Genomic DNA, 26,202 nt, shown 5'->3' on the forward strand with positions numbered 1-26,202 from the left:
ATGAAAAATCAGCTGAAGACATTAACGAAAATGATCATTGCTCTGGGGATGATCCTAAATATTTCTGCTTGTAAAGACCTGACAGAGCTCAATATCAATCCGAATGGAGTGAGTGAAGAGGATGCAAATCCCAACCTGCTATTGCCAACGATCTTGACAGGGGCCGCAAAAAAATACAATGAATTAAGTTTTTCCGACCTTGGTGGAGTGATTCAACATACACAATTAGACGCTTGGTTCAACGCGCATAACGATTATGAATGGACGGGGGGAATTTTGAGCTGGGATAGCTATTATGGCTATCTGCGGGATAACGAATTAATGCGTAAACGTGCCGAGAAATTAGGGCTGGATTTCCATCAGGGGGTCGGCCTGGTGATGCGTGCTTATCTGTTTGGATTGATCACGGATTTATGGGGCGATGCGCCCTATACAGATGCATTGAAAGCAGAACTTGGGGATACAAAATATAATTTCCCAAAATACGATAGTCAAGAAGTGATCTACAAAGGGATTATTGAGGAATTAAAACAGGCAAATGAACTCCTTTCACGACCAGATGCGTCGTATGAGGTATTGGCGGGTGCCGATGTGTATTTTGGTGGTAAGGCCTCAAAATGGCGTCGTTTTGCCAATTCCTTGGCCCTGCGTTATTATATGCGTATTTCGGAGAAGGCGAATGCTTTTGCCAAGCAGGGGGTTGAAAACATGGTAGCCAACCCCGATAAGTTTCCGCTGATCAGCAATACTGCAGATGAGGTACTGATGGATTTTGCTGGGAATAATGCGGCTGACTCATGGCCATCCAATACGATATTTGATGCCAGTGGAAGCAATTTCAGGAGGATGAAAATGTGTGCGACACTTGTTGACCGACTTCAGGAATTAAGCGACCCACGTCTGGCTGTGTGGGCAAAGAAGGTAGAGATACCAATCGAAGTAAGCAATACCGTACCTGCTGGTACCGATAAAATCGTCAATGGTGTCCGTATCGTGTCACCGGATGTGGTTAAGGGGATACCTATTGATATGGACAAGGACTATGTCGGTTTACCAGCAAGTGGATCGAAAAATCCATCGGCCTACAATTTGAATCCGACACCGGGACAGACTTCCATTAATCCCCATGTGTCTTACCTCAATGAAATTTATCGTTCGGCCAAAGGAAGCTTGCTCAAAGCAAGGTTGTTAACTGCTGCTGAAGTGGAGTTTATCTTGGCAGAGGCGGCTTGGAAGGGTTGGGCTCTACCAGAGACGGCGCGTGCATATTATGAACGTGGTATTCAAGCTTCGCTGACAAGCTGGGGGAAGACAGCGGAATACGCAAATTATATCCGTCAAAAGGGCGTAACATTTGAAAATACACAGGTACAGATTATGGAGCAAAAATGGATTGCAAGCTGGTCTACCGCTGCACAGGCCTGGTTTGATTATCGGCGAACCGGTTATCCGAGGTTGAAAGCTGGTCCAGCGGCAATTCGGACACAGCTTCCGGTACGTGTACCCTATATGCAGACAGAGATGAGTGTGAATCAAAAGAATGCCGAAGAGGCATTACGCCGCATAGAGAAAACAGCCTATTCACAGGCCGATAACGAAAATAGTGCCTGGTCTAAACCTTGGCTATTACAAGGAACGGGCAAGCCATGGTAAAAACAATACATAAATTAAAATAGAAATCCAATGAAAATAAACTCTCGTTTTTTTGTAATAGCGTTATGCTGTTCCGTGGCGCAGGGCCGTGCACAATCAGAAGCTATAAGCAATCAGCCGGATCGGATTATGTTGACCTGGTCAGCTGATCCTAGCAGTACACAGTCGGTCTCTTGGCGAGCAACTGGTGCCGGGGATAAAATAATAGGGCAGATTGCCGAAGAGCAAAGCCATCCCGATTTTGAAACACAGGCACAGACGGTTGTAGGGACACGCCAATATCTGGCGCGCGACGAACAGCGGCATGCCTACAATCAAGTAAACTTTACGAATCTGAAACCTGGAACCACCTATACCTATCGTGTCGGCGATGGTACAAACTGGAGTCCATGGAATCAATTTCGAACGGCAGGAAAATCGGGGGATTTTTCTTTTATCTACCTGGGCGATGCACAGAATGACTTACGTTCGCGCTGGTCAAGGACGATCCGGCGTGCTTTTCAGCAGGAATCAAACGCACGATTTATTGTTCACGCGGGTGATCTGATCAATCGTTCGAATACAGATGAAGAATGGGGTGAATGGTATGAGGGGGGAGGTTTTATTCATCAAATGATACCCGCTATCCCTACTCCCGGAAATCATGAATATCGACGGGATTCAACCGGAAGCCTAGTTTTGGATCCACATTGGAAGGTGCAGTTTAACCTCCCTAAAAATGGGCCTGTTGGTTTGCAGGATGCCGTCTACTACTTAGACTATCAGGATTTAAGGATTGTTTCACTGAATTCCCAATTAATTATGTTGGATTCGTTGGCAGCTAATACGCAAGAAAAGTGGTTGGAGAGTGTATTGGCTTCTTCTACGAAAAAATGGAATATCGTCGTGATGCATCATCCCGTATATTCTACGGCAAAAAAACGTGATAATACGATCTTAAGGGAACGATTCAAACCTATTTTGGAGAAATATGGTGTTGATTTAGTTCTGCAAGGCCATGATCACACCTATGCACGTGGCAGTCTTGGAAGAAAACGACCTGTATACCTGCTGTCAGTAGCCGGACCGAAGATGTATGAATCCGATTCTGAGCGTTGGATGGATGTTGCTACAGCACAAACACAACTATATCAAGTGATAAAACTAACGACAGATAAACTCTATTTTGCCAGTTACAAGCTCAATGGACAATTGTTTGACTCGTTTGAACTGTCAAAAAAATAAAAAAATATCTGTCTACTGATGAAAAAGATGCTATTTTCAACAATATTATTGAATGTAATAATAAGTTCTACCGCAAGTGTATATGGTCAATCGATCGAGTTATTAAAAAAGCTGGATCAGAAAAGTTTGCATATTGCGGCCCACCGTGGCGCACATCAGGAGCAGCCAGAAAATTCGATTGCTGCTATTGAAGAAGCCATTCGGCAAGGCGTTTCAGTAGTTGAGGTCGATGTGAGAGCGACCAAAGACGGTGTACTGGTTCTTATGCACGATAAAGCCTTAAACCGCACTACAACTGGAGAAGGGGAGGTATCCAAACATACCTTTACCGAGATTCAACAGCTGCGCTTACGTAACAAGGCTAACGGAGAAGCTTCGGAACATGTTGTACCAACGTTAACAGAAGCTTTACGCGTAGCGAAAGGAAAAATTATTGTAGACCTAGATTTTAAGGAAGATCGAAAAGAGTTTATTAAGAAAACCTATGATCTCGTCGAAAAAGAAGGGATGGAAGATGAGGTGTTGTTTTTTCTTTACGATTATAAGGATATGCCTAGGATTTACAAACTCAATCCAAGAGTGACGCTCTTTCCACGGGCACGCAGTATGAAAGATTTAAATGCCATTCTTCAAATGAAGATAACGTCAATCATTCATCTTGATGAGTCGTTTACGGACACCAAAAAGCTTAATACAATGCGGCAGCAAGGTATTTATTTTTGGATGAATAGCCTTGGTGAATATGACGATGAAGCAGGACAGGAGGGAAAGGATATTTATCGGTCGTTTTTGGAAAAATATCCTTTTGTACGGCTGATTCAGACAGATTATCCCAATCTATGGCAAGAAGTACTTAACGGATTTTAATATGTAGTATATTTCCTATAACACTTAAAGAAAGACGGCAAGCCGTCTTTCTTACTTTTTTATCAATATATTTATTGCTAATTTTCAGCATCACAGATCACATTCTTCGATCAGCTATGCATAAACGAGATACGTTCGTTGCCAAGCTGATTATCGAAAGGACTAAGGAAACAAATATTAACTTGTTTATTTCTGCTAAATCGTTAATTTAGTATTTTGAAACCGGTTGCATTAATCGTGTGATGTTTAAATTTAGGTTCCGTAAAGGAATAGAAAATAGAAAAATAATAATCTACTTATGAAACTCCGAATATTACTTCTGACTGCAATGTCAACATTCCTTCATCCGCAGCTCCACGCACAACAATTGCCTTATAAAAATAGCGGCCTCGGAACCGAACAACGGGTCAAAGATCTGTTGGGACGCATGACCGTTGAAGAGAAGGTCGGGCAGCTGAGCAAATTGCTTGGATGGGATATGTATGAGAAAAGGGGCAATTATGTTGGCGTTAGCGATAAATTAAAGAAAGCGGTAAAGGAACAACATATTGGATTATTGTGGGCCACGTTGCGTGCCGATCCCTGGACGCAAAAAACATTAGTTAACGGTCTTAATCCTGTAGAAGCAGCCCGTGCGACTAATGCCATCCAGCGGTATATGTTGGACAGTACCCGATTGGGTATTCCACTGCTGCTGTCTGAAGAAGCTCCGCATGGTCACATGGCTATTGGTGCCACGGTATTTCCTACAGCAATAGGGCAGGCCAGTACTTGGAATCCAGTTTTGATTGCGCGTATGGCATCGACGATCGCGCAAGAAACCTATGCTGTGGGTGGAAAAAATGGCTATGGCCCTGTGTTGGATCTGGCCCGTGATCCACGCTGGTCCCGGACAGAAGAAACCTATGGCGAAGACCCTTACCTCATTAGTCAGATGGGAAGTGCCATGATCCGTGGTTTTCAGGGCCAAAAGCTGGGGCAGCAAGATAAAATTATTGGTACATTAAAACATTTTGTAGCTTATGCCGCACCGGATGGTGGGCATAATGGGGAGTCTGTATCCTTCGGCGAACGGAGCTTAAGACAGTATTTCCTACCACCTTTCGAAGGTGCCGTTAAATCTGGCGCAGGGTCGGTGATGACGGCATATAATAGTATTGACGGTATCCCTTGCTCTGCAAATCCGTGGTTGTTGAAAGATATTCTCCGCAAAGACTGGGGATTCAAGGGATTTGTGGTTTCGGATCTATTGAGTATCTCAGGTCTCAACGGCGGGCATGCTACCGCTGCAACAGCAGTGGAAGCGGCTTCACAAAGTATACATGCAGGATTGGATGTTGATCTGAGCGGATCAGGATATGGCCCGAATCTATTGAAAGCGGTGCAAGAAGGCCTGGTCGAACCTGCCGTATTGGATACCGCAGTGTCCCGGGTATTACGCATGAAGTTTAATCTTGGGTTGTTTGATCGTCCATACGTGGATGAAAAAGTGGTTACGCAGAAAGTTGCGACCGTACAGAATAAATCGGTAGCAAGGCAGGTCGCAAGAGAATCCATTGTTTTGCTGAAAAACGATCAGCATACCTTGCCATTAAGCAAATCCTTAAAACGGATAGCGGTTATCGGACCGAATGCGGACAATGTTTATAATCAATTGGGTGATTACACTGCTCCTCAGGCCGATGGTAAGGTGCAGACCGTATTGACAGGTATCCGTGCGGCTGTAGGTAAAGACACACAAATTGATTATGTTAAAGGCTGTGCTATCCGTGATACGGCAAATTCTGATATTCCAGCTGCGGTGGCAGCGGCACAGCAGGCAGATGCCGTGATTTTAATTCTCGGTGGTTCCAGTGCAAGGGACTTCAAAACCTCCTACCAAGCGACCGGGGCGGCCAATGTAGATCCTAATACCGTCAGTGATATGGAAAGCGGAGAGGGTTTTGATCGAGTATCGCTGGACATGCTGGGCGATCAAATGAAGTTGATGAAAGCGATACAGGCAACGGGAAAACCTGTAGTCTTGGTGACGATCATGGGAAGACCTCTAAATCTTAACTGGGCTTCAGAACATGTTCCTGCAATCGTCAATGCTTGGTATCCTGGGCAGGAAGGTGGATCGGCTATTGCAGATGTGTTATTTGGTGATTATAATCCTGCTGGCAGACTACCGATTTCGGTACCACGTTCGGTAGGACATCTTCCGGTACATTATAACCATACAAAACCCAAACACCACGATTACGTTGAAATGTCAGCTAAGCCTTTGTATGCTTTCGGATATGGCTTGAGCTACAGTAGTTTTGAATATTCAAATTTGCAGGTAAAATTGGCTGAAGAGGCGACAGACTTTGTGTGTACCGTAACATTCGATGTAAATAATACCGGAAAATTAGCAGGTGACGAGGTTGCACAACTGTATGTTGTTGATGAAGTTAGTTCGGTGGTAACGCCTGTGATGCAGTTGAAGCGATTTGCACGTAAAAATATTGAGGCAGGGAAGAAGGAAAGTTATTCTTTTCAATTGACCAAAGAGGATCTGAAACTCTGGAATGCGAACCAGGAGTGGAAAACTGAAAAAGGAAAGTTTAAGCTATTGGTAGGCACTTCATCGGATGATATTCGGCTGAAGGGAGAAATGGAATTAACGAAGGATTATTAATTAATCCTTCGTTAATTTATAGATATAGCTATTGTTTTGATAGGGAGCTTTTGACAAAATAAGATCTTTTCCATCGAAAGAGTACGTGTAGTCATGGTTCAATATCAATGCCCAGTCGAAATCTGCGGTCCAAATATTTTTGTCTTTAAAAATAATTTGGTCTCCAACAATTTTGTACGTTCCTGAACCACCGGCAGGAAAACGGTTTTTGTTTGCTGTACAAAAGAAACTGTCTGCTTTAAATCGGACGGTTACGTCTCCAGTAAAGGTTTGGTCCTGATTTTTATAGGTGGCTATAAATTGCCCTGAATAACTTCCTTCGAGATACCGGTTTTGATTAGAAGTTTCCTTTGAGCAAGCTACGCATGCGAAGCTTGCTAAGCATGTTAATAATTTTGATATTGATCTCATAACTTGGTTTTTTAGAATAAAACGAAGTTACTGCCATTTTTGATACAACTGTCCTGCTTATTTGAGCACAACATGCTTAATACTTTTCCTGTTCCAGGTATATGTGATATGAATAAGACCTTTAGGATCTTCTATAATGGTCGGATAAGAATATTCGTCATTTTTTACGCCATCTTCAAGTATCAGCACGTCTTTCCATTGAAGACCATCTTTGGAAGTCGCTACATGAAGCTTTGTACGTCCTTCCCACCAGTCTTTACCTGCTACAGCCGGATTGTAGACAATCATAAATAAGCCGTTTTTCAAGCGGATCGCATCTGTAGCCGAATTGGGATTGAGCAGATTTGTTGCTTGCCACGGTCCCCAGGTAAGACCTTGATCCATCGAAAAAGCTGCCATCACCTTATTTTCTTTACTTCGGCAGAGTACCTGAAGACGGCCATCTTTGTGTTGGACAATACTGGGCTGAATGACTTGAATACTTGTATCGGGTTGAATTGTATGAATAGACCAAGTTTTACCCTGATCCCTACTGATCTCCACGTGAGCCTTCCATATTTCTTCTTTAGACTCTGTGCTGGAAGGAGAGAGTATTAATCCGTTATCTAAGGTAAGCGGTTTATTTTTGATCGGTCCTAATATCCCTTCAGGTAGTTGTTGAGCTACTGACCATGTTTGACCTTTATCCTGTGAATACTTAACAAAGCCTTTCCACTCACGTGGATTAGGTCCAATTTTATAATACAAAGCGAGTGTGTCACTAGTAGGATATTGATAGAGCACAGGATTCCAGCTGGGATAACGAGTATCTGCGATGATACCATCTGCGATTTGCACAGGTGCCTGCCACTTACCATTGGTATACAAGGAACTCCAGATCACGACATCAGGGTTTGATTCATGGGTTCCACCAAACCAAGCGGCCAGTAAACTATCTTTACCAATGGATTGAATGGTTGAGGCGTGGCATTCTTTGAAATCGACCTGCCCTTGTTGAAAGATCTGATGAGACGAAATTATTTGCGGTTTATAGCTTTTACATGAATAAAATGTTAAGAATAGGAAGGCTAAAAATGGAGCTATATTTTTCATTTGGATGGTATGTGCTGCTTAGTTTAAGCTGTATTTTCTATCGGTACTGTTTTTAGTTATTCTGGCAAGGATTGAGGCCGGAGACCGGTGCGTTTGTATTCGCTAGCCGTGTGCTGCCGGTTCAAGTCGATGCCTCATATTCGGATAACAAAAAAGCAGCGGAACTAGTCCAGCTGCTTTTTTATTATTTGCTTTGCAATTGGATTGCGGTGGAATAGTTAAATCTTGTACCTGGACTTCTCAAGGTGATCTGATTGTCACGTTGTGACCAGTCCAAGCGACCTTTATGGCCCAAAATTGTGATTTTTTTCACCTTAAAATTGTCGGGCACCTGAAAGACATATTCATTCGGTTGCTGATAAGTGTCACCTTCAGAAAGATGAAATACATTGACGATTTTACTGTCCTTACTTCTGGTATAATAGTAATCACCTTGATGATAAGGTGCGACGGTACGTGTTGCATACACGGCATTCTGATTGATCTTCATCCAAGCAGCCAGTTCGTTTAAACGATCATATGCGGCTTGATCGTAATCCCCTTTGGGGCCGGGGGCGATATTGAGCAGATAGTTTCCGCCACGAGAAATAATCTTGACGAGGGTTTCGACGATCTTCTTTGTTGGTTTGTAATTATCATTGGGCACATAGCTAAAAGAATCTCCCATGGTAATGCAGCTTTCCCAAGGGATATCCAATGGATGCTCGGGTACGGCCTGCTCCGGCGTGACATAATTTTCCCAGTTTCCGGGAACGGTGCGATCGACAACAATGATTCCGGGTTGATTTTTTCGGGCCATGCCACCAATGCGGTCCATGTCAATATCTTGTTCAACTTTAATGGTTTTTTGCCAGTCGACGGACTGATCGATCGTTTTGAAAGGACGTACCCAGCCACCGTCTAACCATAAGATATCGACCTTTCCATATTCGGAAGTGAGCTCGTTGATCTGGTTGTAGGTATAGTTTTTGAATTTTTCCCAACGCTCAGGATGTTTTTTAGGATCGTAGTTTACATTGCGATCTTTTGGTGGGAAATAATTCCACCAGTAATAATCTGTATGCCAATCCGGTTTTGAAAAATATGCACCAATTTTGAAACCGTCGTTGCGGAAGGTGTTGAAGATTTCCTTGGTGACGTTTGCCTTTGGATTGGAGGAGAAAGGTGTTTTGCTGGATGTGATTTTGTAATCGGATTCTTTGGTGTCAAACATCGCGAAACCATCGTGATGTTTGGTCGTAAAGACGACATATTTCATGCCAGCAGCTTTGGCGGCATCGGACCATTTTTGCGGGTTGAAATCTGTGGGGTTGAATGTTGTTTGTAGATTTTCGTAGTTCTTTACGTATTCGTTGTAAGTTGCGCCATGTTCAGGCTTGCGTTGTGTCCAGCCTTCATCTTCGGGGCATAAGCTCCAGCTTTCCACGATTCCCCACTGACTATAGGTTCCCCAGTGCATGAAAAGACCAAATTTCATGTCCTGCCATTGTTCGAGGTTTTCGATCACCTGTGGATCGGTAGGTTTTTGATAGCCACCCGACACATTGTGCGCTTGACCAAAGATTAAAGTAGTGGTCGTAGCCAAGAGTGCGGTGGATATAATAGTTGTCAGTTTTTGCATGTATAAATATAATGAAAATGATAAAAAGAAAGCCACTTGAAGGTGGCTTTCTGTAGGAGATGTAGTGTCGATTAATTAACGTCCCAGAAGATTTTGGTTGTTCGTGTGTCTTTGGATCGAACAGCTTCGTAATTTTCGGAATTAACTGAGATCTCTCCGGTAGGATATAAAAATCTTAATGGAAGAGTAGAATAATTCGCTGCTCCGGCTGTCAATATTGTGATTTTAGGATACCCAGTTCTTCTGTATTCAGACCAAGCATGCTGCGCTTGTAAGAATCCATAATGAAGCCATTTTTGCGTTAAAATCAATTCTAATTTTGCCGTTGAAGTTCCAGCATATTTTGCCGTTGAATTTTCAACGAAATTAGCGATCACAACATCAGATGGTTTTGTCTCTGTTTTCAGGCCTGATGTATTTAAATTATTCAGGTAGTAATAAAACGTAACAGACTGCTTAAGTGCTAGATCATAAGCAGCTTTTGCATCACTATCACTTCCCCATCTCAGATAAGCCTCAGCTTTAGCAAAGTTAGTCTCAGAAGCTGTTGCGACTATACCTGGTAGTTTTGCATTATCAAAGAATGTCGCCGAGTCCAATACGGCATATTTTTGGTAATTTGTTAAGATGTCATTTTCTGTGAAGGTAATAGGCATCGCATTATACTCCTTATTTGGGGTAAATACATTATCTTTAGTTACACCGAATTTATCGTAAAATACAGGGATACGTGGGTCATTAGCAGGTTTCATCGTCTTATTCAACATATAGTCAGTTGCATATTGATTATTTCCTTCTGTTAAAGCTTGACGCAATGTTTCTGTGTATGTTGTTAACGGTTGCAGCAGAATGTCAGTAGTTCCAGGCAAATAGTTCGCATTAGCTGATCCATCTACTAGTGGGTATGTAGTGGGATTATTCAACATTTCTAAAACTTCCGTTTTAGCTTTACTTTCATCGACATTTGAAATGCGCATGAGTAAGCGTAACCGCAGCGAGTTGGTATACCTTCTCCATTTGTCAATACCACCGCTATTTAAAATGTCAAATTTTGAAAAGTCACCGTTAGTTGCTGCGTTGCTAAAATACGTGTTAATCGCTTTTAAATTATCTATAAAAGAATAATATAGCTCTTTTTGATTATCAAATTTTGCTTGTTTAGAAATACCTGTTAATGGTAAGCTTCCTGCTTCTGAAAATGGAATATCTCCATAATTGTCGATGAGTTTTGATGCTTCATCGTACATCACGACTTTACCAGCCTGCAGGAAAATTTCTTCTTTAGCTTGATTTTCTGTGCTTAATGCGGCATAAGCGGCCTCCATTTTTCGATAAACACCTAGTACGCCTGGCGCATAGAAATCTGTCCAATAGCCATAGGAATAGCTATCATTTGGCTGGTACATCGTATTGCTTGGTATAAAAGACGATGTTTGGGTGTATATTGCTTGATTTGATAGAATAAATGTTCTGTAATGCCAATATGATGGGCGAACTCTATCGTTATTTAACAAATCGGTAAAAAAGCCAGGAATACTGGCTTCCGTGGTTTGATCAGGATTGTTAAACGCATCTTCCAATTCTGTTTTACACCCTGTAAAACCAAAGGTAGATAGCGTTAAGATTAATAGTATATAAAATGATTTATTCATGATTAATTACGGTTAAAAGTTAGCATTCAATGAAAATCCAAAACTTCTTGTTGCAGCATTGGAGCCTACATCTACACCTTGTGACCACCATTGATTACCAACGGGTGATTCTGGATCAATATTTTTAAGTGTTCTATAGAAGTAAAATAGATTTCTACCCAGTAGCGATACTCTGACGTTATTCAATTTGAGTTTCTGCGTAACGGAAGATGGAATCCGGTAACTAACAGATAGTTCCCGCATTTTAATAAATGAGTTGTCGTATACAGCTCCTTTTTCAGTCCATGAATCCGCACCCCAAGCGAAGGTATTCATGTAATAATCTGCTGCGCTCAGATGTACATCATTTTTCGCACCAGTATTCTGATTTACCCCATCCAATGTAACACCCGTCTCTCTGTACTCCAAGGTGTTTTCATAAGCACCGGTTCCCATAGCGTATTTTTGGTTTTCAGACACCATTTTACCGCCGAAACGATAATCTACAGTGAAATCCAATGAAATATTCTTATAGTTGAATGTATTGGTCATACCACCAATTGCTTTGGGTAATATATTACCGACATATTTGTACTTTGTTTTATCAATGACATAATAACCTTCATTTGAAATCAGATTATTTCCTTGTTCGTCTTTAGCAATGTCATAAACATAAATGTTACCTAATTTTTTACCAACTTCGGCCACAACTTTTAGGGAGTTTTCATCCGCACTGTAGAACGTTAGCATGTCTCCGCCGCTATTTAATTTATCCACCATTGTTCTATTGAATGAATAGTTTAGACGTGTATTCCAACTGAAATTTTCACGCTGAATAGGTGTCCCAGTTAATGAAACTTCTAAACCATTATTGGAGATACGGCCTATATTGTCTGCTTGAAGAGTAGCTCCTACAGATGCTGCTTTTGTTAAATCTATAATTTGTTTATCGATGTAGTTGTCATAATAGCTGATATCTAACCCTAATCTGTTTTTTAGAAATTTTAGTTCCAAACCATACTCCCATTCATATTTCATCTCCGGCATAAGTGCTAAGTTGCCATACTTCGAACTGTATGTTAGGGAAGGCACAGACCCATTGATTGTAGCTAGAGGAGTTTGAATGTTCGCAATAGTAGCAGCATATATTCCTGCATCATTTCCGACAATACCATAAGATACCCGTAATTTACCGAAATTGAATTTTTCAGACTTTATACCCAAGGCATCACTAAAAATAAAACTTCCGCTTACCGAACCATATTTATAGTTGTTGTTCCCTGGAGGCATGGTGGAAGAATATTCCGAGCGATAAGTACCATCTAAATAAGCAAATCCTTTATAACCAATATTGGCCATTCCGAAATAGGCATACTTTATTTTTTTCTTACGATCATTAGTTGTTGTTGCTGGGGCATAGCTATTGCTGATGCTAAACCAATTTTCTTTTACAAGTCCACTTTGTGTAGTAGACGATTGATCGTCATAGTTTTCTTCCCTAGATTGAAAGCCGGCACTTACACTATAATCCCAATCACTATTTATTTTGTTGGCATAAGTTGCTAATACATCACCATACAATATAGAATATAGCCCCTTTGAAGTACTGAATCCGCCAGAACTATTTGTTGTCGAATTATAGCGCGTTGCATACTCGTTGTATTGTTTATTTGTGATGGCTGCTGAGGTAAAATCATTACCGATACGACCTCTTAATTTAAGGTGGTCTACGACCTCCCAATTCAAAGTAGCACTTGTTAATAAACGATTTTCTGTTTCGTCGTAGCTGTTTTTATATTGAGACCAGAAATAGTTCAACAAATTATAGGGGCGTATGGTATACTTAAGATCTTCGTCTCGGCCAGTTCCGAAAGCAGAATATTTATAGCCATCGGAAGTTTGATACATTTTCTTTAAAGCCGACATGTCTTCGGTGCGGCTAAAGAAACCATCATATGAACCTAATACTTGTCCAAGTAATTGCGATCGATTATGTGTTTGTGTGTTGGTATAGTTAGCCACGAGATCCAATGACAATTTTTCGTGCATCTTCACCGTACTATTTAGGTTGAAGGTATTTCTGCTTTGTTTTGAACCTGGACTTGTACTTTTGTAATCCATGCGTGTACCACTCAAACGATAATTCACTTTGTCAGTTTGGTTGGAAATGGCAAAGTTGATGTTGGAATTGTAGCCATTGTCGAAAACCTCCTTGTAGTTGTTTTTCCGAGCTTCGTATTTTTTGGTTGTACCATCCCACCAGCTTACTTCTTCACCTGTAAATTTGGGCCCAAAGTTACCGTAGGAGCGAAAGTATGGGCGTCTTCCCGATGGTGATTTTGCATCGATAATCCAACCTTCTTCTGTGGCGCCATTGGCTAAATTGGTAGCTGCGTCGTAACCTGGACCATAGATATTTTGAAATTTTGGTAAGAATGCTGCACGTTCTATAGAACCGTTGTAATTAAAATCAATGCCTAATCCTCTTCCTTTAATTCCTTTTTTTGTCGTGATGACGATAACGCCACTTGCTGCATCAGAGCCGTATAATGCACTTGCTGCAGATCCTTTTAAAACAGACATGCTCTCAATATCCGCGGGATTAATATCTAACATACCATTACCTCGGATACGTTGGTCGTCCCAATAGTTATTATTGTTGGCACCTTTAGTTCCGTATTGCTCATCATTACGAATAATTACACCATCTACAACATATAGTGGTTGCCGTTGATAATTTAAGGAGTTAATACCGCGGATTTGAACGTTTACAGCGCTGGAGGCTCCTCCGGGCGCTGTTGTAATTTTTAGACCAGCAACTTTACCATATAGTGCAGAACCAAAGTTTGTGTTTCCTGCTTTGGTAAGTTCTTCCGCTTTGATTGTACTAACGGCGTAACCTAAGGCTTTTGACTCCCGTTTAATGCCCATTGCGGTTACTACGACTTCGTCTAATGCGGAAGCATCTTCAGTCAATTTGATGTTAATTGTTTTTGTGGATCCAACGACAATCTCTTGAGCTTTGTATCCAACGATAGAAACACGTAATGTTTCGCCCTGTGAGGCTTGAATTGTAAAAGATCCATTGGTTCCTGTTTGTGTACCTCTAGTTGTTCCCTTTACAGAAACAGTTGCACCGGAGATAGGTCCGTTAGCATCTGAAACTATTCCAGTAATGCTTTGCTGCGCGTAGAGCGATGTAGCACTAAAGAGTGTACACAAGGCCAGTCCTGCAGTTTTTTTGTAAAATAGACTCATGTTTTTAGGTATTTGTGTAATATGTTTAGTTAATTATATGTGTATGAATTATTAGATAACAAAGGCCGTCTGCTAAACAGCAGTACATTCTTATAGAAGCTGGATATACTAAGCCTTATTCTTTTTGTAATATTATTCATTGATAAGTTTTTTATGTTGATGATTTTTAGTTAGAATGCTATTGATATGTCTTTCAACTACAATGGCAGCAGTGCCTTTGATCTGAGCATATTTGTTTAACGCAGACATTTGTATATTGGTTGTTTTTGCAATTTCAGGAATACAGAATTCATTGATTGCAATTTGTATTTGAGGATTCAAAATGCGGCCAAGCTCCGCGCCTCTGCCACTAACAATAATCTGTTTTGGGTTTAGGATATGAATTAAGGTTGATATACCTTTTCCTAGCATGTAACCTATCTTTCCAAGATTGTTTATGGCAATTTGATCTCCCACATTAGATGCTTCAATCAAAGCATCAATTTTGTTTAAATTACTGTTAACAAAGGTGCTATAGATTGAATATTCATTTTTTTTGATATCGTTTTCTGTATTTCTGATAGCCGCATTTAGCGAGGCCTCTACCTCTAAGCAACCTCGCTTGCCACAAGAGCATAGCGTATTGTTATCAGAAAGTGGAATATGGCTAAATTCTCCTGCAAAACCCGACTCTCCTTTGAAAACTGCTCCATTAATAATGATTCCCAGTCCTACACCCCAATTTAGATTGATAATTAAAGAGTTTTCGATGTTTTTTGCCAAACCGAATTCCTTTTCTGCAAGCGCTATACAACGTGAATCATTTTCTATGACAGTAGGGATGCCGTATTTTTTTTCTATTGTGTTTTTTATTCCATATAGATGGTGACTAATAGGATATGATTCGTTAACTCCTAATTCAGAGTTGACAAAGCCGGGCATACTTAAACCGATTCCAATTAGCCTATTTCTATTAATAGGAGTGGAAGCCAAAATTTTTTCAATTTCTGCCAAAAGTAAATTGGCGGAATTGCTACATTTTAATTCCAAAGAGATATCTCTATGTTCGGAAATAATAATTTGGTTTAAATTTGTGATTGTAAACGTAGAAAAATACTGATCAGCTGAAATAGTTAGAATATAGAAATCCAAATCAGGATTGAGTGCAAACTGGATAGGACGCCTTCCGCCTGTGGATTCTGCAAATCCACATTCAACAATAATATTTTCATCTAACAGACGATTGATAACCTTTGTAATTGAAGGAGTACTTTTTGCCAGTTTTTTTACAAAATCAGCAGTTGACAGAGTTGCATCAAAATAAAGGTTTTTCAATAATTCTTTTTCCATCGGTAGCCGAGACATTTATAAAAGCTGGTTAAACTATTGTTAAAGATATGTTAAAAAAAATCCAAGTTCCAAATACTTTTTAAAGTTTTTTAAAAAGTATGGTTTTTTTTATCTAAAATCAGTATGAACATGGTTTATTGTAACAATTCTATTCGTCAGAGTTTTTGTCCTGTTTATGCAATTTTTATAAATATTACGCATAAAAATGAATTGGGTAATGCCTATATTTACGAACTAATCACTTAATTTATGATGAAACAACGTTATTATTCCTTAGATGTGTTTCGTGGGGCAACTGTAGCACTGATGATTATGGTGAACAATCCGGGTACATGGGCGCATATGTTTGCTCCGCTTAAACATGCAGCCTGGCATGGCTGTTCGCCAACAGACTTGGTTTTTCCATTTTTTCTATTTGCAGTAGGTAACGCAATGTCTTTCGTAATTCCTAGATTGCAGGAAGCCGGTCCAGCAGTTTTCTGGAAAAAAGTACTTAAACGTACTGTCTTGATTTTTGCAATTGGTCTTTTCATAAACTGGTGGCCTTTCGTTAAATGGGAAGGGGCAGTATTGGTCTTTAAACAATGGGTAGATGCGAGCGACCCGAGTCGGGGAATTCGCATTCTTGGTGTATTGCAACGCATTGCAATCGCGTATTGTTTTGCGTCTATATTAGCCTATTATTTTAAAGAAAGAGCAATTATCTGGATTTCTGCAGGTATTTTATTCTTATACTGGGCTGTTTGTGCAATAGCTGGAGGTGCTGACCCCTATAGCCTGGAAGGCTGGTTTGGAACAAAATACGATATCGCTATATTAGGGGTTCCCCATATCTACAAAGGGGAGGGCGTTCCCTTTGATCCAGAAGGATTGATGAGTACCTTGCCTGCAATTGTACAGGTTGTATTTGGCTATTTGGTCGGCGTATTTATCAAAAAGCAAGGCCAGGTGGATTGGCTATGGTCTAAAGTATCTGCTTCAAACGAGCCTCATTTTAAGTTGTTGTCTGGGATGTTTGTTACAGGTTTTATCCTTTTGGTTTTGGCTTGGATCTGGGCACTTGGTTTTCCGATCAACAAAAAGATCTGGACAAGTTCGTATGTCCTTTATACAACAGGGCTTGCTACAATGACTCTTGGCGGTATGATCTGGTTTATAGAAGTGCAGGGCGTCAAAAATAAATTGACTCAATTTTTTGATGTTTTTGGCAAGAATCCTTTGTTTATATTTGTGTTGAGCGGAATTTTACCACGTTTGTTGGGGTTGTTCCGCATCCCGGATGGATTAAAGGAGGATGGATCACAAAAATATATAGATGCTTTCGGTTGGTTTTATAAATATGTCTGTGCCGAAGTACCTGGTATCCCTGAAGTTGGTTCTTTTGTCTATTCGTTGTGCTTTCTGACACTCATGTGGGTGATTTGTTACTGGCTTGACAAGAAGAAAATATATGTAAAAGTGTAGTGGAATTGAATAAGTTAGGAGCTAAATTTGTTCATCTCAAAAAAAACACTACCTTTGCACGCAATTAATAAATTTTTTAACGCTTTAATATTATTCAAGAAATGTATTTAAGTAAAGAGTACAAAGCTGAGATCTTCGCAGAATTTGCTGGATCAGCTACTAACACTGGATCTACAGAAGGTCAAGTTGCTTTATTCACTAAGAGAATCGCTCACTTAACTGAGCATTTGAAAAAAAACAGAAAAGATTTCGGTACACAACGTGCCCTACAAATGTTGGTAGGTAAACGTCGTTCATTATTGGCTTATCTTTACAAAACTGATATTAACCGTTACCGTGCGATCATCAAAGGTCTAGGTTTACGTGATATCATCAAATAAGCTTTTGTACAAAGGTTTTTAAGAAAGCCATCCAGATTTTGGATGGCTTTTTTAGTTTTTATGAAATATCTCGTTTTAGGTATCACACATATATGACCGTGTCATTAATAGCTGTAGTCAAACTTCTATCTTGCCCAAGTGCAGACTGTCTGTATTACCCCCACCATAGCTCTCTATAAAAAATATATACACTTCATAAGTCGTTACCTTTCGATGTTCAGGAATATTAATGTCTTGTTTGCCAGCTATTAAGCTATTTTTCGATTCGTTCATCAAAAGTGGATATTCAACCCTACTATCCGCTGCGCTATACAGGATTAAGAAGGAATCGTAAGACCTTGTGTCAAATTTTTTCTCCAGATAGGCATCATATTCCCAAGTAACCTGAAGCACTCCGTTTTCTTGATCTAAATCCATCGTATAGGAAGTGATGGGGTTGGGGCTTCCTTTGGCAATCATAAATTTCTGCCAGTCAACCATAAAACCGTCTTCTTTCTGGATAAGTGCTTCGTTCAGATTATAAGACATGGCGACATCGTATGCCCGCTTTGGATAGCTATACGCCTTATAACCTATCTTGATGATCGGATTTAATAGGCTAATATGCGACCTCACAATTTTGAAGCGTGTTCTACTGAGCAGCTGTTCAGGAGTGGGCTCCCTTTTTTTAACGCGAGGAAGAGAGCGTACATAATTTCCTGTTTTCGTCAACACAAACACAACGGAACCTGCTTTCCCGGAAACAGTTCCATTAACGCCATTTTTGATGATTGCCATAACTAACTGATTAGAAATAGATAATCAAGATAAATATTAAAACCGAAATATCCTAATACCAAATCCTGCCTAATCATAACGTTCACTCAATATTTAGACAGTGATAAGTCATTAATTATTCAATCGATACTGAATGATCACTGAGTAAGCACTGAACAAACACTGAACAAGTACTGTTTAAAGTTAAAATTTGATCACCGTTTGATCTTAATGCTGTCCCCTAAAAATTAAAAGAGGAAAAAAGGGAAGGAGCTAGGCTTGTGTAACGGAAATACCCAAATTTAAAATCACAATTTCTGGCTTGATAACTTAATCTGTTGATAGGGTTAACCTCCAAATGATCTAAACAAAATTAGAAGTACCTATGGCCCAATCTTTTCTGGATTGGTCGTTGTTATTCGGAAAATGTTCAAAAAAATAGAGGCGTATCAAAAGTCGATTTTAATAGATTGATACCAAATAAAATTTTGAAGCTTTATTGAATCGAATGAGAAAGAACCAATTCTCATGAATGTGTTTTGGTTCTTTTTTATTATTTCTGTAAATAAAAGCTGACCTGCTAAATTTAATTCTGAATTGCAATTATGGATTTCATTTGTGATTTGGCCCCAGATTTCCAAACAATGACGTCGGATGCTTCACTTCCCTGTGGTCTAAGTGTTATCTTTGCTTATTTAGCCTGATGTTAATTGCATTAATCTTAATATTTTAATTTACCTTTGTGCTGAAATCTAACGTATTTAAAATATAGGCCCGCTGCCAACAAGATGAAAAGCGTGTCAAAAACAAGATTAAATGAATTACAACGAAATTAAAACAACCATCGATATGGGTAATGGCACCCAAATCGAATTGTCTACAGGAAAATTGGCAAAACAGGCTGATGGAGCTGTAGTGTTAAAACAAGGTGATACGATGTTGCTAGCAACCGTCGTTTCTGCTAAAGAAGCTAAATCCGGTGTTGATTTTTTACCACTTTCAGTAGATTATCAAGAAAAATATGCGGCTACTGGCCGTATCCCAGGTGGTTTCTTACGCCGTGAGGCTAGATTATCAGACTATGAAGTATTGATTTCTCGTTTGGTAGATCGTGCATTACGTCCATTATTCCCTGAAAACTATCACGCAGATACACAAGTTGCCATCAGCTTGATTTCTGCAGATAAAGATATTATGCCTGATGCTTTAGCAGGCTTAGCGGCATCTGCTGCAATTGCAGTATCTGATATTCCTTTCAATGGTCCTATCTCAGAAGTTCGTGTAGCGAAAATTGATGGTCAATTGGTCATCAACCCAAAATTATCAGAGCTTGAAAATGCAACTTTAGAATTTATCGTTGCCGGTTCGGCTCAGGATATCGGTATGGTGGAAGGTGAAGCGAAGGAAATTTCAGAAGCTGAAATGGTTGAAGCGATCGCTTTTGCACACGAAGCAATCAAAAAGCAAGTAGCTGCTCAGGTGGAATTAGCTAATTTAGTTGGTAAAACAGTAAAACGTGAATATAATCACGAACCTGAAAACCTTGAATTGAGAGATGCTATTTTTGCTGCTACTTATGACAAAGTATACGCAATTGCAAAATCGGCTTCTGCAAAACATGAACGTTCGGAGAACTTTGCAAAAATTGCGGAAGAATTCAGAGCGACAATGCCTGAGGAGCTGGATGATGATACCGCATTCTTATTCAAAAAATATTTCCATGATGTTCAGTATGATGCTGTCCGTAATCTGGTTTTGGATGAAGGTATGCGTTTGGATGGCCGTGATGTGCGTACCGTACGTCCGATCTGGTCTGAAGTGGATTACTTGCCAGCGGCACACGGTTCTGCTGTATTTACACGTGGTGAGACCCAAGCGTTGACTTCGGTTACTTTAGGTGCTAAAGACGATGAGCAAATGATTGATGGTGCTTTCATCAATGGTTATAACAAATTTATCCTTCACTATAACTTCCCTGCGTTCTCTACAGGTGAAGTAAGACCAAACAGAGGTCCTGGCCGTCGTGAAGTTGGTCATGGTAACTTAGCGATGCGTTCATTGAAACAGGTTTTGCCTGCAGATAGTGAAAATCCTTATACGATCCGTGTGGTTTCCGATATTTTGGAATCTAATGGTTCGTCTTCTATGGCAACAGTATGTGCCGGTACATTGGCTCTTTTGGATGCTGGTGTGAAATTAAAAGCTCCAGTATCTGGTATCGCAATGGGATTGATCTCTGATGAGAAAACTGGTAAATATGCGATTTTATCAGATATCTTGGGTGATGAAGACCACTTAGGTGATATGGACTTTAAGGTAACTGGTACTGAAAAAGGTATCGTTGCTTGTCAGATGGACTTAAAAATCAATGGTTTGAAATGGGAAGTGTTGACACAAGCTTTGGACCAAGCTAAAGAAGCACGTTTGCATATCTTAGGTGAAATGACGAAAACTATTTCTGCACCTCGTGAAGACTACAAACCACATGCGCCTCGTATTGTTCAATTGTTGATCGATAAAGAGTTTATTGGTGCTGTAATCGGCCCAGGTGGCAAAATTATCCAAGAAATGCAACGTGAGACTGGTGCAACAATCTCTATCGAGGAGGTTGACAATAAAGGTGTTGTTCAGGTATTTGCTGATAATAAAGCCGCGATTGATGATGCTGTTGGCCGTATCAAAGCGATTGCTTCTAAACCTGAAATTGGTGAAACTTATGAGGGTAAAGTTAAATCTATTATGCCATTTGGTGCATTCGTAGAGATTATGCCGGGTAAAGATGGTTTATTGCACATCTCTGAGATCGATTGGAAACGCCTTGAAACAATGGACGGTATCTTCAAAGAAGGTGATAAAGTAACGGTTAAATTATTGGATATTGACAAACAAGGTAAAATGAAACTTTCTCGTAAAGCTTTATTGCCTCGTCCTCCAAGAGAAGATAAACCAAAACAAGATACCCCGAATGGCGAAGCTCCGGTAGCTGGTGCCGGTCAGGAATAAGCTTGTTCTTTAACTAAATAGAAAAAGCCTGCTTAATAGCGGGCTTTTTTTTGTGCGCTAAATTTGATTAACTTGGTGCTATACTTTTAATTATGGTCCGAATATATTGTTTTCTATTTTTATCGGTATTATATCGGCCAGTTGTGGCGCAGGTGCCAAAAAATGCTGATACAAGCCATATCTATACGGCCGTGGATATTTTTCTTGTACCGAATGAGGGAATGAATAGCTTTAAGATCCGTTGGCTAAACTATCTAAACGAAGCTAAGCGTGAAGGCCGGTTGGACAAAGCAATCCATGCTGATCATATATTTGAGGTACTCGTCACAAAAAACGGGGCGCTAATGGACAGGGGAAAAGGTTCTAAAGATCTCGTTCTACTTGATTTTCTAAGAAGGCAAAAAAGATGGAGTCCGGGGATTCAATCGGGGCGCCCAATATGTTATCTTTTGAAGCTCAAAGTTCCGAAAGAATTGTTTGATAAGGTAAAGTTGGAAGAGCTGGTTGTTCAAGGCGATTTGGTCAAGCAGGAACTTCTTGAACCATAAACAAACCAGGCTGTCATTTCGACAGCCTGGTTTAGTTTTTATAGCATAATAACACCTTTTATTTTGGCTACTTCTTTGTAGAAGTAAATGACTTGATCTGCATCTTTTACATTTAGACTGACCGTAATTGAGGTGTATTTACCTGTTTTGGAATCCTTGAAATCAAAGCGTGCATCAGTATCATCAAATACATGTTGAATCTGATTGAAATGATCCTGATCCTTTGGTAAGATAAACTTATAGGTATAGTCTTTTGGGAAGGTTTCCAAATCTTCTAATCTTTCTTTGAAAGTTTCATAGAAGTCTTTTGGATTCTCGCCACCATCAGGGATGTCTTGTATATTGATGTTTTTGTAATCTGCCATTTTTTGTTCTCCTTTAATTTATATACTAAGGTATTAACAAATATTAATCCATGAATGTTTTACTGACAATTTTTCAGTTAATTATTGTCAATACTAGCTGGTCTATCTGCTTTGTTTTTTCCAAAATTCTTATTTGGTGTTGCGCTCATTTCAATTTCCATTTGACCACCTTGCAATAACTGTGCATGCGTAATAAAAGTCTTTGTATAAGGCTTTCCATCTAATTTAATGGATTTGATGTATTGGTTTGCTTTGCCTTGGTTTTTAACGTTAATTGCTAGGGTTTTACCATTTGGTAAATTAACGTTAGCATGTTCCATCATCGGTGAACCAAATACATAAACTCCACTCATCGCATTCAACGGGTAGAACCCCATCGCTGAAAAGACGTACCATGCGCTCATTTGCCCGACGTCATCATTCCCACAGAGCCCTGCTGGCGTATTTGTGTAAAACTCAGTCATCGCTTTACGCGCTAAAGCTGCACCTTTCCATGGTTGTCCTGCATACGCATACAAATAAGGGATATGGTGATTGGGCTCGTTGCCTTGCGCATATTGCCCGATCAACCCCGAGATATCTGGTGAAGCTTCACCGCCCAAATCCGAGGACATTGTTGTAAAGTAGTCCAATTTTTTCAAAAATTGTTGTTCACCACCAAAAAGATTGATCAAGCCTGTCACATCCTGCGGTACCAACCAAGTGTATTGCCATGCATTACCTTCACAGTAATCGTTTTCACGGTGCTTGGCCATTAGCGGGTCAAAGGGACGGCGGAAGTCGCCATTAGCTTTTCTGCCGACAAAGTGGCCAACTTCTTTATCAAAGTATTGCTCGTAAAGTTTATAGCGTTTTTTGAAATAGGCAGCATCTTCGATTTTACCAAGTTTCTCTGCTATTTTATAAGCACCAAAATCAGCGATGGCATATTCCAGTGCCCAAGCGACCGATTCGTTCGGCATGCTGTCAATAGGGATATAGGTCAGGTCACGCGCGTATTTTAGGCCGTGATCATTGCCCATTGCTGTGGTCTTGACCGCTTCCCATACTAAAGGATAATCTTTCTCGTCAATGATTCCTTTTAAGAATGCATCAGCAATCACCGGAATAGCTGGCAGGCCAACCATTGTATTGGTTTCATTACCCTGCAGATGCCACATCGGTAATTTTCCCTGCTGCTGATAGATGGCAAGCATTGTCTTGATAAAATCCTGATTGATCTTACGGTCCTCAAGGATGGTCATCAAAGGATGAAGCCCGCGATAGGTATCCCATAAGGAGAATACGGTGTGATTGACAAAATCTTGTTTTTCGTATACTTGTTTATCGGTACCCATATAATCCCCATTTGCATCGTTGAAAATCGTGGGCGCGAAGTAAGTATGGTATAGCGCTGTGTAAAAGATTGTTTTAGTATCCTTATCTGCTTCAAACTGGATTTTGTTTAAGGTCTTGTTCCAGCGTAGATCTGCTTCTTGTTTTACTTTTTCAAAATTCCAGCCCGAAATCTCGGCATGAATATTATTTAACGCATTGGTGGAGCTGACTGGCGAAATACCAACTTTCAGTTCAATGTTTTTATTTTTAGCTGCATCGAAGAAAAGCGCCGCTTTGATTGCTTGTCCCTTAAACGTGGTCTGACCAAGTTTTTCTTCTTTGCCATCAAAAAATCGAACTTTCTGAATAGGCTGCGAAGTTCTTATGGCGAAGTATAGTTTTTGATCAGTTGCCCAGCCGGTAGAAAAGCGGTAACCAACGAACGTGGAATCGTTTATTTGTTTAATATAAGTATCTGTTGGTTTATCCCAGTTGATATGATAGCCTAGATCGACCAAAATATGTGCATTGTCTGTTTTTTCGTAACGGTATTGATGATAACCGACACGTTCCGTTGCTGTTAGATTCGCCTGGACGTTATAGTCATCCAGATACACACTGTAGAATCCGGGTTTAGCGATTTCATTTTCTTTTTTGAAAGATGAACCATAGCCCGTATTCATTTTGTTGAATTCTGCTGGCATTAATTGTAGCTTGCCATTCGCTGGAACAATCATAAGATCATTTAGATCGCCAATACCTGTTCCACTCAGATGCGTATGTGTAAAACCTAATATTTCCTGACTTTTGTAATTGTATCCACTGCACCAATCCCAACCATTGAATTTGTCCCAAACCTGTGGTATCTGAGTTGGTCCAAGCTGTACTGCACCTAAAGGTACATTGGCTCCGACAAAGACGTGTCCGTGGTCCGCTGAGCCAATAAAGGGATTGACATATTGTGTTAAATTTTGTTGAGCTTGAACGCAAAATGGTAAAATTAGCGTGCCCAACACTGTTGTGATAAGTTTATTTCCTGTCATAGGTGTTGTATTCGGGTGTTTGAAACTGCCTAAAATTAGTAAATAAAACCTTTTAGCGCAATTTTATTATTATTTTAGTAAATTGTCGTTAAATTTTTTACTTTAGTAATCTTCGAAATAAAACTTAACAAACCTACTCTACATGAAGAAACGTATTCTGATCAGTGATATAGCAAAGGCATTGGGAATTTCTGTAACTACAGTCTCCTTTATTTTGAATGACAAGGCGAAAGAGAAGCGTATCAGTGAAGCGCTGACCAAGCGCGTATTGGATTATGTCAAGAAAGTAGGGTATAAGCCGAATGAGTTGGCAAAAAGCTTGCGTACCGGAAAAACCAAGATTTTGGGACTGATTATCGAAGATATCTCGAACCCATTTTTTGGAAATATCGCCCGCCTGATTGAAAGCAAGGTTTACGAGCAGGGATACCGTATTATCTATTGTAGTACAAACAACGATGTAGACAAGGCGAGGGAGTTAATTCAGATGTTTTACGACCGTCAGGTCGATGGTTTTATTATTACACCATCAGATGGTTTGGAAGATACTGTTAAACAATTGCAGCAAAGTAATATACCCGTTGTTCTCTTTGATCGCTATTTTCCAAGCTTGGAAACAGATTATGTAGGGGCGGACAATTTTCAGGGAGCCTTTGACGCCACCAGTCATCTGTGTCAGCAAGGATATAAACGTATTGGCTTTGTGTCCTTATATTCTGACCAGACGCAGATGAAAGAACGCTCGGATGGTTACCTGAAGGCGATGGATAACAATAAGCAGCAAAGCTTCATTCAGAAAGTTCAAATGGATGCGTCGGATGAGGAGGCAATGGACTCCCTGAAAGACTTTATCTGTGAGAATCGCTTGGATGCTGTGCTATTTTCAACCAATTATCTAGCAATTTCTGGTTTGAAAGCATCAAAGAAATATAATTTTGTTATGCCTGCTATGATTGCCTTCGATGATCATACTGTTTTTAAATTGCTGGAGCCCTCCATCACTGTTGTCTCTCAGCCGATCAAGGAGATCGCAGAAAATCTGATCAATATACTTTTACTTCGGCTACAGGGCAAAATAAAAGCAACACGTAAGATGGTGTTGCCTTGTGAATTGAAAATTCGTGAGTCGACTAAAGCAAAGGTTACGCTGTAGTATCCGCAACGAATTTCATCGAAATCGAGTTGACGCAATGGCGTGTGTTTTTCGCTGTGAAGCCTTCTCCGAGAAAAACATGCCCCAGATGCGCGCCACATTCGCTGCAGAGTATTTCTGTACGACGACCATCCGCATCTGTAATTTTAGTAATAGCGCCAGGGATCTCGTCGTCAAAGCTCGGCCATCCACAGCCAGATTCGAATTTTGATTCCGAACGGTACAGTGGACTGTCGCAACGCCTACAAATGTAGGTTCCTTTCACTTTATTGTCCAAAAGTGCTCCCGTAAAAGGACGCTCCGTCCCTTTGTGGACAATCACATATTCCTCTTCTTTGCTTAACGGGTTGTGTTTTTTATTGGTTTCCATTTTGTTTTCTGTTTGTGTTCTTCTTCCTGACAGCTAAAGCTGCGAGCAGGATGCT

Annotated in this window: 19 protein-coding genes; 9 read left to right on the forward strand and 10 right to left on the reverse strand. The window is 40.3% G+C overall.

Annotation, left to right across the window (positions count from 1 at the left end; all coding sequences use genetic code 11):
• From HPC41_RS08835 to HPC41_RS08850, 4 genes are all read left to right on the forward strand, one after another.
• Positions 1-1,653, forward strand: coding sequence for a SusD/RagB family nutrient-binding outer membrane lipoprotein (locus tag HPC41_RS08835; protein WP_172393671.1), 1,653 nt, complete (start codon positions 1-3; stop codon positions 1,651-1,653).
• Between the two features lie 30 nt (positions 1,654-1,683).
• On the forward strand, positions 1,684-2,877 hold the full coding sequence (locus HPC41_RS08840; protein ID WP_172393672.1) for a purple acid phosphatase family protein: 1,194 nt from the start codon (positions 1,684-1,686) through the stop codon (positions 2,875-2,877).
• An 18-nt stretch (positions 2,878-2,895) separates the two neighbouring features.
• Positions 2,896-3,744 carry a glycerophosphodiester phosphodiesterase family protein gene (locus HPC41_RS08845; protein WP_172393673.1) on the forward strand — a complete coding sequence of 283 codons (849 nt, stop codon included), beginning with the start codon at positions 2,896-2,898 and terminating at the stop codon, positions 3,742-3,744.
• Positions 3,745-4,042: 298 nt separating this feature from the next.
• Entirely contained in the window at positions 4,043-6,406 is a 2,364-nt protein-coding gene (locus HPC41_RS08850) for a glycoside hydrolase family 3 N-terminal domain-containing protein (protein WP_172393674.1), read from the forward strand.
• Here the strand turns inward: HPC41_RS08850 and HPC41_RS08855 are convergent, their stop codons facing one another.
• The 6 genes from HPC41_RS08855 to HPC41_RS08880 form a co-directional block, all read right to left on the reverse strand.
• Positions 6,407-6,817 (reverse strand): hypothetical protein, encoded by a 411-nt coding sequence (locus HPC41_RS08855; protein ID WP_172393675.1) that lies wholly within the window; start codon positions 6,815-6,817, stop codon positions 6,407-6,409. It abuts the gene before it with no gap.
• 57 nt (positions 6,818-6,874) lie between these two features.
• Positions 6,875-7,909, reverse strand: coding sequence for a sialidase family protein (locus HPC41_RS08860; protein WP_172393676.1), 1,035 nt, complete (start codon positions 7,907-7,909; stop codon positions 6,875-6,877).
• Between the two features lie 184 nt (positions 7,910-8,093).
• Positions 8,094-9,530, reverse strand: coding sequence for an alpha-L-fucosidase (locus HPC41_RS08865; RefSeq protein ID WP_172393677.1), 1,437 nt, complete (start codon positions 9,528-9,530; stop codon positions 8,094-8,096).
• A 71-nt stretch (positions 9,531-9,601) separates the two neighbouring features.
• Complete coding sequence (locus HPC41_RS08870; protein ID WP_172393678.1) at positions 9,602-11,182, reverse strand: SusD/RagB family nutrient-binding outer membrane lipoprotein; 1,581 nt, start codon at positions 11,180-11,182, stop codon at positions 9,602-9,604.
• Positions 11,183-11,194: 12 nt separating this feature from the next.
• On the reverse strand, positions 11,195-14,419 hold the full coding sequence (locus tag HPC41_RS08875) for a SusC/RagA family TonB-linked outer membrane protein (RefSeq protein ID WP_172393679.1): 3,225 nt from the start codon (positions 14,417-14,419) through the stop codon (positions 11,195-11,197).
• A 132-nt stretch (positions 14,420-14,551) separates the two neighbouring features.
• Entirely contained in the window at positions 14,552-15,748 is a 1,197-nt protein-coding gene (locus tag HPC41_RS08880) for an ROK family protein (protein ID WP_246250509.1), read from the reverse strand.
• A 249-nt stretch (positions 15,749-15,997) separates the two neighbouring features.
• On the opposite strand from HPC41_RS08880, the gene HPC41_RS08885 reads away from it, so the two are divergent.
• Positions 15,998-17,212 (forward strand): acyltransferase family protein, encoded by a 1,215-nt coding sequence (locus HPC41_RS08885; RefSeq protein WP_246250511.1) that lies wholly within the window; start codon positions 15,998-16,000, stop codon positions 17,210-17,212.
• A 101-nt stretch (positions 17,213-17,313) separates the two neighbouring features.
• A complete protein-coding gene (gene rpsO, locus HPC41_RS08890; RefSeq protein WP_104385015.1) occupies positions 17,314-17,592 on the forward strand; it encodes a 30S ribosomal protein S15 in 279 nt (92 codons plus the stop codon).
• A 117-nt stretch (positions 17,593-17,709) separates the two neighbouring features.
• Here the strand turns inward: rpsO and HPC41_RS08895 are convergent, their stop codons facing one another.
• Positions 17,710-18,369 (reverse strand): DUF6266 family protein, encoded by a 660-nt coding sequence (locus HPC41_RS08895; RefSeq protein WP_172393681.1) that lies wholly within the window; start codon positions 18,367-18,369, stop codon positions 17,710-17,712.
• A 795-nt stretch (positions 18,370-19,164) separates the two neighbouring features.
• Between HPC41_RS08895 and pnp the strand changes: the two genes are divergently transcribed.
• Together pnp and HPC41_RS08905 are read left to right on the forward strand one after the other, a co-directional pair.
• On the forward strand, positions 19,165-21,351 hold the full coding sequence (gene pnp / locus HPC41_RS08900; RefSeq protein WP_172393682.1) for a polyribonucleotide nucleotidyltransferase: 2,187 nt from the start codon (positions 19,165-19,167) through the stop codon (positions 21,349-21,351).
• A gap of 92 nt (positions 21,352-21,443) precedes the next feature.
• Positions 21,444-21,899 carry a hypothetical protein gene (locus HPC41_RS08905; RefSeq protein ID WP_172393683.1) on the forward strand — a complete coding sequence of 152 codons (456 nt, stop codon included), beginning with the start codon at positions 21,444-21,446 and terminating at the stop codon, positions 21,897-21,899.
• Between the two features lie 38 nt (positions 21,900-21,937).
• On the opposite strand, the gene HPC41_RS08910 is transcribed toward HPC41_RS08905, so the two are convergent.
• Both HPC41_RS08910 and HPC41_RS08915 read right to left on the reverse strand, forming a co-directional pair.
• Entirely contained in the window at positions 21,938-22,264 is a 327-nt protein-coding gene (locus HPC41_RS08910) for a DUF493 domain-containing protein (RefSeq protein WP_172393684.1), read from the reverse strand.
• A gap of 77 nt (positions 22,265-22,341) precedes the next feature.
• Positions 22,342-24,624 carry a GH92 family glycosyl hydrolase gene (locus HPC41_RS08915; protein ID WP_172393685.1) on the reverse strand — a complete coding sequence of 761 codons (2,283 nt, stop codon included), beginning with the start codon at positions 24,622-24,624 and terminating at the stop codon, positions 22,342-22,344.
• A 142-nt stretch (positions 24,625-24,766) separates the two neighbouring features.
• Here HPC41_RS08915 and HPC41_RS08920 point away from each other — a divergent pair, with 142 nt between their 5' ends.
• The gene (locus HPC41_RS08920; protein WP_172393686.1) at positions 24,767-25,777 is read left to right on the forward strand and encodes a LacI family DNA-binding transcriptional regulator; all 1,011 of its coding nucleotides are present in this window, start codon (positions 24,767-24,769) and stop codon (positions 25,775-25,777) included.
• Here HPC41_RS08920 and HPC41_RS08925 read toward each other — a convergent pair.
• Entirely contained in the window at positions 25,767-26,180 is a 414-nt protein-coding gene (locus tag HPC41_RS08925; RefSeq protein WP_246250555.1) for a methionine-R-sulfoxide reductase, read from the reverse strand. The two genes, HPC41_RS08920 and HPC41_RS08925, sit on opposite strands and share 11 nt — an antisense overlap.
• Between the last annotated feature and the right edge of the window lie 22 nt (positions 26,181-26,202).

Origin of the sequence: Sphingobacterium prati, from assembly GCF_013167215.1 — a bacterium.
Taxonomy (GTDB): Bacteria; Bacteroidota; Bacteroidia; order Sphingobacteriales; family Sphingobacteriaceae; genus Sphingobacterium; species Sphingobacterium prati.

Bases quoted from the DNA above. Each gene is read 5' to 3' on its own strand.
- HPC41_RS08860 (WP_172393676.1), bottom strand. From the start codon at position 7,909: ATGAAAAATATAGCTCCATTTTTAGCCTTCCTATTCTTAACATTTTAT.
- pnp (WP_172393682.1), top strand. From the start codon at position 19,165: ATGAATTACAACGAAATTAAAACAACCATCGATATGGGTAATGGCACC.
- HPC41_RS08870 (WP_172393678.1), bottom strand. From the start codon at position 11,182: ATGAATAAATCATTTTATATACTATTAATCTTAACGCTATCTACCTTT.
- HPC41_RS08845 (WP_172393673.1), top strand. From the start codon at position 2,896: ATGAAAAAGATGCTATTTTCAACAATATTATTGAATGTAATAATAAGT.
- HPC41_RS08880 (WP_246250509.1), bottom strand. From the start codon at position 15,748: ATGGAAAAAGAATTATTGAAAAACCTTTATTTTGATGCAACTCTGTCA.
- HPC41_RS08835 (WP_172393671.1), top strand. From the start codon at position 1: ATGAAAAATCAGCTGAAGACATTAACGAAAATGATCATTGCTCTGGGG.
- HPC41_RS08840 (WP_172393672.1), top strand. From the start codon at position 1,684: ATGAAAATAAACTCTCGTTTTTTTGTAATAGCGTTATGCTGTTCCGTG.
- HPC41_RS08850 (WP_172393674.1), top strand. From the start codon at position 4,043: ATGAAACTCCGAATATTACTTCTGACTGCAATGTCAACATTCCTTCAT.
- HPC41_RS08855 (WP_172393675.1), bottom strand. From the start codon at position 6,817: ATGAGATCAATATCAAAATTATTAACATGCTTAGCAAGCTTCGCATGC.
- HPC41_RS08875 (WP_172393679.1), bottom strand. From the start codon at position 14,419: ATGAGTCTATTTTACAAAAAAACTGCAGGACTGGCCTTGTGTACACTC.
- HPC41_RS08885 (WP_246250511.1), top strand. From the start codon at position 15,998: ATGATGAAACAACGTTATTATTCCTTAGATGTGTTTCGTGGGGCAACT.
- HPC41_RS08895 (WP_172393681.1), bottom strand. From the start codon at position 18,369: ATGGCAATCATCAAAAATGGCGTTAATGGAACTGTTTCCGGGAAAGCA.
- HPC41_RS08910 (WP_172393684.1), bottom strand. From the start codon at position 22,264: ATGGCAGATTACAAAAACATCAATATACAAGACATCCCTGATGGTGGC.
- rpsO (WP_104385015.1), top strand. From the start codon at position 17,314: ATGTATTTAAGTAAAGAGTACAAAGCTGAGATCTTCGCAGAATTTGCT.
- HPC41_RS08905 (WP_172393683.1), top strand. From the start codon at position 21,444: ATGGTCCGAATATATTGTTTTCTATTTTTATCGGTATTATATCGGCCA.
- HPC41_RS08920 (WP_172393686.1), top strand. From the start codon at position 24,767: ATGAAGAAACGTATTCTGATCAGTGATATAGCAAAGGCATTGGGAATT.
- HPC41_RS08865 (WP_172393677.1), bottom strand. From the start codon at position 9,530: ATGCAAAAACTGACAACTATTATATCCACCGCACTCTTGGCTACGACC.
- HPC41_RS08915 (WP_172393685.1), bottom strand. From the start codon at position 24,624: ATGACAGGAAATAAACTTATCACAACAGTGTTGGGCACGCTAATTTTA.